8 protein-coding genes are annotated in these 13,074 nt (G+C 33.8%); 5 read left to right on the top strand and 3 right to left on the bottom strand.

All coding sequences use genetic code 11. From position 1 onward, the window contains the following. The first annotated feature begins 114 nt into the window (after positions 1–114). Positions 115–1,710: an Ig-like domain-containing domain gene (locus HX021_RS17410; protein WP_286591819.1), complete on the top strand. Its 1,596-nt coding sequence runs from the start codon at positions 115–117 to the stop codon at positions 1,708–1,710. 44 nt (positions 1,711–1,754) lie between these two features. Here HX021_RS17410 and HX021_RS17405 read toward each other — a convergent pair whose 3' ends face one another. Next, entirely contained in the window at positions 1,755–2,261 is a 507-nt protein-coding gene (locus HX021_RS17405) for a gamma carbonic anhydrase family protein (protein WP_286591818.1), read from the bottom strand. 15 nt (positions 2,262–2,276) lie between these two features. Beyond that, positions 2,277–3,869, bottom strand: coding sequence for an L-aspartate oxidase (gene nadB, locus HX021_RS17400; RefSeq protein WP_286591817.1), 1,593 nt, complete (start codon positions 3,867–3,869; stop codon positions 2,277–2,279). A 2,106-nt stretch (positions 3,870–5,975) separates the two neighbouring features. Here nadB and nadA point away from each other — a divergent pair. Beyond that, positions 5,976–6,971: a quinolinate synthase NadA gene (gene nadA, locus HX021_RS17395; RefSeq protein WP_286591816.1), complete on the top strand. Its 996-nt coding sequence runs from the start codon at positions 5,976–5,978 to the stop codon at positions 6,969–6,971. A 126-nt stretch (positions 6,972–7,097) separates the two neighbouring features. Then, positions 7,098–8,150 (top strand): thiamine-phosphate kinase, encoded by a 1,053-nt coding sequence (gene thiL, locus HX021_RS17390; RefSeq protein ID WP_286591815.1) that lies wholly within the window; start codon positions 7,098–7,100, stop codon positions 8,148–8,150. Positions 8,151–8,192: 42 nt separating this feature from the next. On the opposite strand, the gene HX021_RS17385 is transcribed toward thiL, so the two are convergent. Further along, positions 8,193–8,978, bottom strand: coding sequence for a segregation and condensation protein A (locus HX021_RS17385; RefSeq protein ID WP_286591814.1), 786 nt, complete (start codon positions 8,976–8,978; stop codon positions 8,193–8,195). Between the two features lie 160 nt (positions 8,979–9,138). Between HX021_RS17385 and dxs the strand changes: the two genes are divergently transcribed. Both dxs and dnaA read left to right on the top strand, forming a co-directional pair. Further along, the gene (gene dxs / locus HX021_RS17380) at positions 9,139–11,067 is read left to right on the top strand and encodes a 1-deoxy-D-xylulose-5-phosphate synthase (protein WP_286591812.1); all 1,929 of its coding nucleotides are present in this window, start codon (positions 9,139–9,141) and stop codon (positions 11,065–11,067) included. Between the two features lie 548 nt (positions 11,068–11,615). After that, complete coding sequence (dnaA, locus tag HX021_RS17375; RefSeq protein WP_286591811.1) at positions 11,616–13,040, top strand: chromosomal replication initiator protein DnaA; 1,425 nt, start codon at positions 11,616–11,618, stop codon at positions 13,038–13,040. Positions 13,041–13,074: the final 34 nt, after the last annotated feature.

Below are 13,074 nucleotides of genomic sequence, written 5' to 3'. Positions count from 1 at the left end.
AAATAAGCGATTTAAGACAATATTATATTTTTTATGATAACTTCTTTGAAAAATAATAAAAGTAGCTCAGAAAGGCTAAAAAATAGCTTAAAAACAAGATTACTTATTTTAAGTATGTTTATAGTGCTTATTGGTTTATCAATACAGTGTGCAAGCATACAGCAGCCTACTGGTGGACCAAAAGATTCCATTCCTCCAAAAATTTTGCAGGAGACTCCTACGAACTTTTCGAAGAATTTTACAGAAAAAAAAATACAGATAACGTTTGATGAATATATCAAATTGGCCAATCAACAAAAAGAATTCAGTGTCACACCAGATATGGGTACCAACCCAGAATTTAAAATCAAGAAAAAAACACTGGAAATTACTTTGCCAGATTCTTTAGAAAAAAATACAACTTATAGCATATATTTTGGTAAGGGGCTTGTTGACTACAATGCTGGAAATCCATTGGTAAATTATGCTTATGTATTTGCGACCGGTGATAAGATAGATTCACTCAGTATTTCAGGTAATGTAAAAAGTGCGACAACAAAAGAAATCCTAAAAGAGGTAAAAGTACTTTTGATTCCCACTAGCCAAGATTCCATTTTTGGAAAAAAGAAAGCTAACATATTTACGACAACTGATACTGCAGGTAATTATAAATTGAATAATCTACGTGAAGGCACTTATCGTATATACGCACTACAGGAAAAAAATAATGACAGAATTTACAACGCACCCGATGAGGAAATAGGCTTTTTAAAAGATTCTATTAATCTTGATCATGATATGTCCAATGTCAATCTTGAAACATTCAAAGCCATACCTAAGAAATTCAGAACACAAGAAAAAAAAATCGAAAAAAACGGCAGTGTACTCCTCATATTTAACAGAAGAGTCGATAATCCTTCATTGGATATTCTCAATGATGAGGAAAATAACAAAGATAAAATCGTACGATTTTCCAATACCTCTGATTCCGCAACCCTATTTCTACCCAATTTGAAAATAGATTCACTGAAAATGGTGTTGACTGAAAATGAAAAACCATTGGATACTATTCTTGTAAGGAGAGGAAATGTCAAAATAGAACGGATTATTGAGCCCATATTTACACCAAGCAGTGGTCGGGTAGATCGTATTATGCACCTGCAAGTAACTGCATTTACACCGATTAAAAATATAGATAAAGCTAAATTAAAGTTTAAGGAAGATTCGCTTTACCGCAACAATTATCAACTTGCTATAGATACCCTAAACTCCAATATCTATCATATACGCTATAATTGGAGAAAAGATAAAAAATACCAGATAGAATTTGCAGAAGGTGCCATAACCGGCTATTTTGGCGAACAAAATAAAGAAAAGAAATTTGAGCTAACCTATGATGATAGTGAAAACTATGGTGATCTTACTTACAATTTCACAGATCTGGATAGTAATACAACTTATTTAGTTGAACTAATAAACGAAAAGAAAGATAAAGTATACCGTATGGACAAAATCAGCCAGGATAATCCAACGGTAGTTTATAAACAGTTTCCCGGTGGCAAATACAGTATACGTGTTATCCGGGATGACAATAATAATGGAATATGGGATACCGGCAATGTAGAAAAACGAACATTTCCTGAACCTGTCGTGTATTTAAACAACGTATTTACCATTCGCGCCAATTGGGAACAAAAAGATAGTTTTTCATTGATTGGTCTCAAAAAATAGCAAGAGACCAATTTAAACTATAATTGACTGCTAAAACGTTTAAACTAATACCACGAACTGTACAGAACATAATTATGTGGTAACTGTTGCAGCAATTTTCTCTGCTCTTCAGTCAGCGCCTTTATTTTCTTTGCCGGTACACCTGCATAAAGAAATCCAGATTCACAGTGTGTATTTTCAAGTACAACAGCCCCAGCGGCAATAATGACATAAGATTCTACCATGGCATTGTCCATCACTATAGCACCCATGCCTATTAAAACATGATCCTCCACAAAACATCCATGGACCATGGCCTGATGTCCAATATTAACATAATTACCAATTGTAGTTCCATATTTCTTATAAGTACAATGTATAACTGCACCATCCTGAATATTGGTATAATTACCGATTCGGATATAATTTACATCCCCACGAATTACTGCATTGAACCATACAGAACAATGATGTCCTATTTCAACATCGCCAACGATCGTTGAATTCGGGGCCAAAAAACATTCTGCTGCAATTTTTGGAGTATGATCCAATACGGGTAAAATAAGTGCCATAGTTAGCTATACTGATTAAAAAATAGTATCCTTTAATTTATCCGAATGCTCCGGATAATCTGTAGTATAATGAAGTCCTCTGCTTTCCTTCCTGAGCATGGCCGACTTGGTAACGATATAAGCTACCTGAATCACATTTCTAAGCTCACAAAGTTTTACAGATAGCCTGGTATTCTTATAAAATTCTTCAGTCTCCGCATACAATAGATGAAGGCGTTTTAAAGCTCGTTCAAGCCTGAAATCGGATCTTACTATCCCAACATAGTCGCTCATAATCTTTTGGCATTCTCTTAAATTGTGACTGACCAAAATATCTTCATTCGATAAAGAAGTCTTAGAATCGTCCCATTCAGGAACATTGGAAACATGGCTCAACAGCTCAAATGACTTCGTCGCATCCAAGAAGATTCGATGCGCATATACAAGTGCTTCAAGTAATGAATTAGATGCCAAACGATTGGCACCATGCAGTCCAGTCGAAGAACATTCTCCACAAGCATACAGGTTCCTTATCGTACTACGTCCAAAATCATCCACATAAATACCGCCACAAAGATAATGAGCTGCCGGAGATACCGGAATATAATCTTTTGCCATATCCAGGCCAATTGAAAGGCATTTATCATAAATATTGGGAAAATGCTTCAAAATATCTTTTTTATCCCTGTGCGTTATATCTAAATAAACGTAATCAATACCAGACTTCTTCATTTCAGCATCAATGGCCCTTGCTACAATATCCCGTGGAGCCAAGGAAGCTCTTTCGTCATATTCTTCCATAAACGACTCGCCATTTACCCTTCTCAAAATACCGCCGAATCCACGTACAGCTTCAGATACCAGAAAAGCAGGCGAATCATTTGGATTATATAAAGAAGTTGGATGAAATTGCATAAACTCCATATTACGGACTTTTCCTTTTGCCCGATAGACCATTGCTATTCCATCCCCAGTAGCGATAGTCGGATTGGTGGTACTTGAATATACATGCCCCGCGCCTCCCGAGGCCATAACCGTCACCTTACTTAGAATCTTGTCAACATGATGGGATGAAGTATTAAAAGCATAAATACCATAACACGTAATATCATCACGGTTCTTATCCACATACTCCCCCAGGTGATGTTGAGTAACTAGATCAATCGCAAAATAATGTGTTACGATCTCAATATTAGGATCATCATGCGCCTGAACTAATAATGCTCTTTCAATTTCATAGCCTGTAATATCTTTATAATGTAGGATACGATTTGCCGAGTGACCACCTTCTTTCGCTAAATCATATACACCTGATTCTTCCTTATCGAATGACGTTCCGTAAGAAATAAGTTCTGCAATCCGATCCGGCGCTTCTCTAACAACGTTTTCCACAATTTTAACATCACACAAACCATCGCCAGCAATCTGAGTATCAATAATATGCTTCTCAAAACTATCTGACTTATCCACAACAGCAGCTACCCCCCCTTGCGCATACTTCGTATTGGATTCATCTTCATTAGATTTGGTGACTATCAACACTTTACCAAATTTTGAAGCTTTTAATGCAAAGCTTAACCCTGCAATTCCCGATCCAATAACCAAAAAATCGACTTTTCTATCTGTCATATCTTTCTAAATTCACAACTTATCCTCTAAGTGAGGAGTCAAATTAACGAAAAATGTGGAAAACGTGTAAATAAAAGGTTAAATAAAAATGAAAAGTATTTAACAATTCACAAATCCCCTATTTATCTACCAAATTTCAATTATTTTTCCGCACAATAATGATCAGATTTCCACATTTTTTAAACATAAACTATTCAACAAAATGTTATGGAAAATTAAAAACATAAAAAATTAGCTTTTTAAAAATCAATGCTTTAATGCTAAATATCTGTTGAAAAATTGTTGAAAACTCTATAAAAACCTTAAATCAAAATTCAAAATAAGCTAATTACTCTACTTTTCCACATCCTAATAAACAATAAGAATCTCTTTATTTAAAAACATTAGTATTTATTGAAAAAAAAGATTGTGGATTACGTTCCGAAATCTTTTTTTAGCTTTGTCAATATCAGAACAAAGGCGTTCTGAATGGAATATTTGGAATGCAGTACACTCCCCTACTGGATTATTCAATTCTGATTGGGTTTGTATTTGGGTTTTATTCTTTTTGGAATTTTTTAAAGCCTATTAGGATTAAAAATTTGGTGTTTAAATTTTTATACAATAATTTATGGCAGTATAGACGATTTTATACTTGATTTTTAGAATGTGCCTCTTAGTTTGGGTCTTTTAGCAGTAATTATTTGAGGTTTATAAATTTTTTACAGGGAATATTTAAATCTGGATGCTTAAAATTTATTTTTCGAAATGGATAAAATGCTTTATAAAGCTTTTTACAAATTATTATTTCAAACTGTTTAGATTTTTATTCATTTTATTCAATTCTCAAGTGCATTGGATGAGAGAGATTCTTTACCAGACGATGAAACATAGGTTTCAAATAGCTATTATGTGAATAATTTAGAATTTTAATCTATCGTTGGCATTTATCCAAATTTGAGCACTTTTGTTTTTGACTTTTATGGTTATATAAATGAGATATTATACACTGATGGAAATTTTAAGAATTATATTCGATTCTAAAGAGCTTTATAAATTTTAAAAATCTTTCTAAAATCTGTTGTAAAATAATGTTTCTTTTTATCTTTGTTTGAAAAGGTTTAAATTTCATAACTAGTTTCAATTGATTTAGATTTGAATATGGCGTGATATTTTTATTCAACTATTTTCTATGCCATTTTGAGAGCTTTTATTACTAAAATAAACCCTTTATGCTTGCGATAGACTCTTCGTTCAGGGCTTGAATGTTTTTAATCAGATTCTGAGAGAGTTTAATAATGCTAAATGAAGTAAATAAAGTTTAATTTAATTACTTAAAGTTAATTATTATTCTTTTTATTTTCTTTAGCATTTTTATATCTTGTTTATTTCATTTGATTTATAAAGTATTTTATAAAAATTCAAGGTGACATTGGCGCTGCTTCCTCTATCAAGTCATCTATATATTCTATATTTTAAACCATATAAACCTCTTACAGATATATTCATTTCTCAATAGCTTAAATTGAATGAATAGTTTATTTTATTTAAATTAAACCCTCCTACATTTCAATAAATAGATGCTTTCCTATTTACCTATGCAAATAATCATTTCTCAAGAGCTTTATTTCAAATCAATCAATCCCATTGACGATTCTAATGCTTTTATAAAATGGTTTCTTTAACAGATCATCAATTTTATTAAATTCTACAGGATTCATAATAATTTTAGTTGATGAAATTAGAAATGAATCTATTGTCAAATAGAAATGTTAGTAAATAAAGCTTCTGTATATGCAATATTTTCATTTGCTTTGTACTATGGATTATAGTATCCAATCGGTTTGATTGATGTCTGGGAAAATGACTTTCAATCGCTGTAAAAAATGCATATAAGATGCTTGAGCTTTGAATATCTTAAGATCTGCTAAGAATACTTTTGAAATATAACAATCTCATCGGCTTTAAACAGATTATAAAGTGTTTAAATGTTTTTTTTATAAATTATTTTAACTAATATATAATTATTTAGAGTTATATTTGACTGTAGCTTAATTTTCGTTTTATTACCTTATATATATCCAACAATCCGTATTTTTGTTTTTCATAAATTGTTGAGAGTAGCAAATGGAAATTGTAAACTACGAGCTTCAGGCAAAAGGATATATTGATGCCCCGATTGATCCGGCCTTGGATTTGATATCTGAAATCCAGCGCTTAAAGAAGGAAAAAAATGCTGTTATTTTAGCCCACTATTATCAGGAATCTGAAATTCAGGATATTGCTGATTATATTGGTGATAGCCTAGGCCTGTCCCAGGAAGCTGCAAAAACTGATGCTGATTTGATTGTTTTTGCTGGAGTACACTTCATGGCCGAAACAGCAAAAATACTTTCCCCTTCAAAAAAGGTCATTTTACCCGATGCTAAAGCTGGCTGTTCTTTATCAGATTCATGTCCGCCTCATCTTTTCGCTAAGTTTAAAGAACAATATCCTGATCATTTGGTAATTACGTATGTAAATTGTACGGCTGAATTAAAGGCACTTTCTGATATAGTATGTACTTCAAGTAATGCAGTACAGATTGTTGAAAGTTTGCCCCCTGATCAGAAGATCATATTTGGACCAGATCGAAATCTTGGAGCTTATGTAAAGAAAAAGACAGGACGTGATTTAGTCCTATGGAATGGTGCATGTATGGTTCATGAGATCTTTTCACAGGACAAAATAGACAACTTGAAGTCAGCATATCCGGAGGCTAAATTTATCGCCCATCCTGAATGTGAAGATCATATTTTGGCTAAAGCTGATTATGTGGGTTCGACAGCTGGAATGCTTAAATTTACCCAGATTGATACTGCGAAGGCCTATATAGTCGCTACTGAATCTGGAATTTTGTATCAGATGCAGAAGGCGAGTCCACATAAAACATTTATTCCTGCCCCTCCAAATAATGCATGTGCTTGTAATGATTGCCCACATATGAAACTAAACACGTTGGAAAAACTTTATAATTGTTTAAAATACGAGTCACCGGAGATTCTTCTTCCAGCAGATGTAATACAGCGCGCGCAACGACCTATTGAACGTATGCTGGAAATATCGGCAAGCTTGGGATTATAGTGATTCCATTATTTTTTGACCATAATTCTTGAATAGCTAATCGATATGATAACAGATAGTTTCTCATATCGATTATTGTTTTAGGGTAGTGCTCTACCCTTATTTAAAAGCTTTAAATTTTTAAATATGTTTGATTTTGATAACACTGAACGGACCAATCTCGAGGAAATGGGGGAGTTTGGTTTGATTGATTATATAAACAAGGCAGTAGAAATTACTGAAAAGTCAACGATTAAAGGAATCGGTGACGATGCAGCAGTGCTAGATTTTTCGGGTAAGAAAACATTGATTTCTACTGATTTGCTCCTGGAAGGTATTCATTTTGATTTGAGATATGTACCACTCAAGCATCTTGGATATAAAGCAGTCCAAGTTAATTTAAGTGATATTTATGCTATGAATGGTATTGCTTCTCAAATTACTTTTTCAATTGGATTATCTTCTAAATTTCCATTGGAGGCTGTGGAGGAAATTTATCAAGGAGCACTGATTGCTTGTAAAAAATATCAAGTTGATCTGATTGGTGGTGATACCTCCGCATCAGCCCAAGGTTTGATAATTTCGGTCACCAGTATAGGTTATGCCGATGAGGATAAAATAACTTATCGGAACGGGGCCCAGGAAGGAGATTTGTTGTGTGTATCTGGAGATTTAGGAGCAGCATATATGGGCTTGCAATTATTGGAAAGAGAAAAGGATATTTATTTGGAAAATCCCAATGTACAGCCAGATTTAGAGGGAAAAGATTATATTGTTGAACGCCAATTAAAACCCGAAGCAAGGAAAGATATAGTAGAATTATTGGCTAAATTAAATCTTAAACCTACCTCAATGATGGATATATCTGATGGATTGGCCTCAGAAATTTTGCATATATGTCGGCAATCTAATAAAGGATGTCGATTATATGAAGATAAAATACCATTAGATCAAATGACTTATGACACAGGCCGGGAATTTGGAATTGATCCAACTGTGGCAGCTTTAAATGGAGGGGAAGATTACGAATTGTTGTTTACGATTCCTCAATCGGACCACGATAAGATCAAAAATTTACCTGATATTAGTATTATTGGTTATATGACCACTGCATCCGAAGGATGTGAAATGATTTCTAAATCTGGAAATCTTTATCCTATTACTGCTCAGGGATGGAATGCTTTTAAGAAAAAAGACTAAACAAAAAAGACCCAGCTTATTAAGGAGGCTGGTCTTTTTTTGTTATATCTCTTCTTCTTCCAATAGGAGTTCGTCTTGTTTACAATCTCTTTGTTCTATATTGAAATTGTTATATCCTAATCCTATTTCAATTTGGAGTAATCGCTGTTGCAACATCTCCAGAATAGCTAAGAAATTATAGACAAACTGAATTTTATTTTCCGAATTTTTTAAGATTTCTTGAAAATCTAATTTTTTATTGATTTCAATTAGTTCAGCTATTGCTTTCTTCTGTTGTTCGATCGTATATGGATATTTAACAACAGTGTGTGTTACTTCTGGAGGTCTATTGTGAAATTGATATATGATCTGCTCATAGACCATCATCAGACCATAGAGATCAAAACTATCTAAATTCTCACCGGTGGTATCCAATTTAAGTCTCTGTTGAATATCATACCGAATATTACCACGGCTATATAATTTAAGCCGGTCGTCTTCTAAGATTTTCAGCTCTTCACAAATTTCCTTAAATTGTTTATAAAGTATAAGTTTTTGAACAAGGTCTTCTTTAAGATCAATTTCATTTTCCTCATCATCCAGATCAGGCCTAGGAAGGAGCATTTTTGCTTTGATACGCATCAGTGTTGAAGCCACAAAGATAAATTCACTGGCCATTTCCATGTTAAGAGCTTGCATCTGGCTTACATAAGCCAAAAAATCATCTGTAATCCTCGAAATTGGGATATCATGGATATTCAATTCATCCCGTTCAATAAAAAATAGTAATAAATCAAAAGGTCCCTCAAATTGAGGAAGCTTGATTTCATATCCTTCTTCTATTTGCATATCTCATACAAATTTACATAATTAAATCTTTTGGGGTTGCTCATATACAAACTATTCATGTTTTTATTTGTTGTAGCTTAATATGTAAATGCGATTTATTTTAAAGATTAAATAAAATTGTCGTTACTTTGTATCAACATTTAATGTAAATAGCAGTACTATGCAGTTTGAGGCTGGAGAACTATTAAGTAAAATAAACGATCCATCTGATCTAAAAAAGCTAAATGAAGACCAATTAGAACAGCTAAGCCAAGAATTACGTCAATTTATAATTGACCAAGTCTCGGTGAATGGTGGTCACTTTGCAGCAAGTTTAGGAGTCGTTGAGTTAACCGTAGCGTTACATTACGTAATGAATACCCCCTATGATCAATTGATCTGGGATGTGGGACATCAAGCATATGGTCATAAGATTTTGACGGGACGTCGTGATGTATTTCACACGAACCGAACAGAGAATGGTATTTCTGGCTTTCCAAATCGTTTTGAATCCGAGTACGATGCATTTGGCGTTGGACATTCCTCTACATCAATATCTGCTGCGCTAGGTATGGCTGTGGCTTCACAGATCAAAGGCGAAAAAGACCGCCAGCATATTGCGGTTATTGGCGATGGTGCGTTAACGGGCGGGATGTCTTTTGAAGCATTGAATCATGCTGGTATCTCAAAATCTAATCTTTTGGTGATTTTGAATGACAATTGTATGTCTATTGATCCAAATGTGGGAGCATTAAAAGAATATTTAACAAGTATTACGACATCAAAACGTTATAACAGATTTAGGGATGATATCGCAGCTGTATTGACAAAGATATCTGAAATAGGACCCAATGCTCTTGGTGTTGCCAAAAAATTAGAAAAAAGTATCAAAGGCACTTTATTAAAAAATGCGAATCTTTTTGAGTCTTTAAATTTTAGATATTTTGGTCCAGTTGATGGACATGATGTGAGAAAATTAGCTAAAACACTTGAAGATCTTAAGCATATACCAGGTCCAAAATTGTTGCATGTGGTTACAATTAAAGGTAAGGGATTTGCTCTTGCCGAAAAGGATCAAACAAAATGGCATGCTCCAGGCTTATTTGATAAGATTACTGGTGAAATAAAAAAGTCATCCAATGAAAAGCCTGTAGCACCAAAATATCAAGATGTTTTTGGGCATACGTTGGTTGAACTTGCTGAGGCAAATGCTAACATTGTTGGTATTACTCCTGCAATGCCTTCAGGTTCTTCTATGAATATCATGATGAAAGCGATGCCAGATCGTGCATTTGATGTGGGAATTGCCGAACAACATGCTGTTACGTTCAGTGCTGGTCTTGCAACACAGGGATTATTGCCTTTTTGTAATATTTATTCTTCATTTATGCAACGGGCGTATGATCAGGTAATTCATGATGTTGCCTTACAGAATCTAAATGTTGTATTTTGCCTTGACAGAGCAGGAGTAGTAGGGGCGGATGGGGCAACACATCACGGGGCTTATGATATTGCATACATGCGCTGTGTTCCTAATATGACCGTTTCTGCACCAATGAATGAGGAAGAGCTAAGAAATTTGATGTATACGGCACAATTACCTAACAAAGGGCCTTTCGTAATCCGTTATCCAAGAGGGAACGGAGTGATGCCCGATTGGCGCCGCCCATTCACAGAAATTGAAATTGGAAAAGGACGAGTGATTACAGAAGGGGAAGAATTGGCAATCTTAAGTTTTGGTGCTATTGGAAATGAAGTAATAAAGGCAGTGCAGCAATTGAATGAACTGGGTATACACCCAGCTCATTATGACCTTCGCTTCGCTAAACCTTTGGATGAAATACTTTTGCACCAAGTCTTTAAAAAGTTTAAGAAAATCATTACCGTAGAAGATGGCAGCTTGCAGGGCGGAATAGGATCTGCAGTACTGGAATTTATGGCTGACCACAATTATAAGAGTCAAATTGTTCGGTTGGGGATCCTAGATAAAATTATCGAACATGCAGATCAAAGTACGCAATGGAAGAATTCACATTATGATGCAGGAGCGATAGTAGAAGAAGCAAGAAAGATGTGTGCTATAAAATTGACTGATACCATGGTTGGATAGGAGTTAATAGAAAATATTTCCGTATAATTTAAAAAGGGAAATCTCAATTTTGGGATTTCCCTTTTTTTATCCAAGAGATTTAAGCTATGTACAATATGTTACAAAATAGATTTTGCAAACCAATAGTATATATAGTTTTCTATCTTTTGTATGTTGTCAGATCAGCTAAAAAGATATTGCGCAATGATGTTAATCATGTTTTAAATTCTTATAAATTTAATATTAAAAATTTATGAATTAAAGGTTGTATTTCGCTTTTATTTTGGTTAATTTAGTTCTGAACCTTTAAGACGAAGTTGTAGTATGCTTGCTACTTTTTTTGATCTTTTTTCGAAATAAATTTGGAATGTTAATAATTATTTTTAGATATCAATTTTAGCTTAAGTTTTCCACAATTTTACATAGTAAATAGCTGATATATAATGTTTTATTAATTATTTCATATTTTAGTTTTTTAGCTGATTTTTTTTTGTCATCTTCGTTCTCAGAGAAAGTTATCAACATATTTTTTGTCGCATATTGTAAATCAACTTATTAACAATTTTAGAATGGAAAAAACGTATTCAAGTGTCTGGAATAACTGTCTTTCGATCATCAAAGATAATATACCAGCGCAAAGTTTTAAGACCTGGTTTGAACCTGTGAAAGCAGTCCGTTTGGAGGGTGACGTTTTGACTATTCAAGTGCCTAGCTTATTTTTTTACGAATGGTTGGAAGAACATTACGTAGGAATTCTTCGTAAGACCGTAAAGAAGTTTCTAGGAGAACAAGGTAGATTGGAATACAATATTGTAGTTGAGAAGTCATCAGCTTCTCATCCTTATACGACTAATCTTCCATCCAATGGCAATGGAGCAGAAGGAAAGAGACAATCTATCCCAGTGCCTGTATCTTTAAATAGAGATATCAAAAATCCATTTGTTATTCCTGGATTGAAGAAATTGCAGGTTGATCCGCAATTGAATCAAAACTACACATTTGAAAATTTTATTGAAGGTGAATGTAACCGTCTTGCTCGTTCTGCAGGTTATGCTGTCGCAAATAAGCCAGGTGGAACTTCATTTAACCCTTTAATGATTTATGGTGATGTAGGTTTGGGAAAGACACACTTAGCTCAGGCCATCGGTAATGAAATTAAAAGAAATCTGCCCGATAAGTTGGTCATTTATGTTTCGTGTGAAAAATTTTGTCAGCAATTTGTGGACTCATTGAAAAATAATACAATCAATGATTTCGTAAATTTTTATCAGGCAATGGATGTAATCATTATGGATGATGTGCACAATTTTGCTGGTAAAGAGAAAACACAAGATATTTTCTTTCACATATTCAATCATTTGCATCAGTCTGGAAAGCAGATTATTTTAACGTCTGATAAAGCACCTAAAGATTTAGCTGGTTTGGAAGAACGTTTGCTTAGTCGTTTTAAATGGGGATTATCTGCAGATATTCAAATTCCTGATCTTGAAACGAGAATGGCTATTTTGAAGAAAAAGATGTATTCTGATGGCATTGAATTACCAGAAAATGTCGTGGAGTATGTTGCAACACAAATCGATAACAGTGTTCGTGAATTGGAGGGAGCAATGGTTTCACTATTAGCTCAGTCTACTTTGAACAAAAAAGAGATTGATTTGAGTTTAGCTAAATCGATGTTGAAGAATTTTGTAAAAAATACACATAAAGAAATTTCAATGGACTTTATCCAGAAGTTAGTTTGTGAGTATTTTGAAGTTCCTGTAGACATGGTAAAGTCAAAAGTTAGAAAGCGTGAAATTGTGCAGGCCAGGCAAATTTCGATGTATTTAGCTAAAAGCCATACAAAATCTTCTTTAAAGTCAATTGGAGCTTTCTTCGGTGGAAGAGATCACTCCACTGTCATTTATGCATGTCAAACCGTTGAGGATTTAATTGAAACTGATAAGAAATTCAAAACTTATGTCAGTGACATTATGAAAAAATTGAAGTCTTAGTAGAAATCAGATTAAGACTGAAACGAAAAAGCCA

The organism is Sphingobacterium sp. N143, from assembly GCF_030325625.1.
Taxonomy (GTDB): Bacteria; Bacteroidota; Bacteroidia; order Sphingobacteriales; family Sphingobacteriaceae; genus Sphingobacterium.
This window is presented reverse-complemented; position numbering and strand designations above follow the sequence as displayed.

Coding starts and splice junctions, on each gene's coding strand:
- nadB (WP_286591817.1), bottom strand. CDS start 3,869: ATGACAGATAGAAAAGTCGATTTTTTGGTTATTGGATCGGGAATTGCA.
- dxs (WP_286591812.1), top strand. CDS start 9,139: ATGCAGTTTGAGGCTGGAGAACTATTAAGTAAAATAAACGATCCATCT.
- nadA (WP_286591816.1), top strand. CDS start 5,976: ATGGAAATTGTAAACTACGAGCTTCAGGCAAAAGGATATATTGATGCC.
- thiL (WP_286591815.1), top strand. CDS start 7,098: ATGTTTGATTTTGATAACACTGAACGGACCAATCTCGAGGAAATGGGG.
- HX021_RS17405 (WP_286591818.1), bottom strand. CDS start 2,261: ATGGCACTTATTTTACCCGTATTGGATCATACTCCAAAAATTGCAGCA.
- HX021_RS17410 (WP_286591819.1), top strand. CDS start 115: ATGTTTATAGTGCTTATTGGTTTATCAATACAGTGTGCAAGCATACAG.
- dnaA (WP_286591811.1), top strand. CDS start 11,616: ATGGAAAAAACGTATTCAAGTGTCTGGAATAACTGTCTTTCGATCATC.
- HX021_RS17385 (WP_286591814.1), bottom strand. CDS start 8,978: ATGCAAATAGAAGAAGGATATGAAATCAAGCTTCCTCAATTTGAGGGA.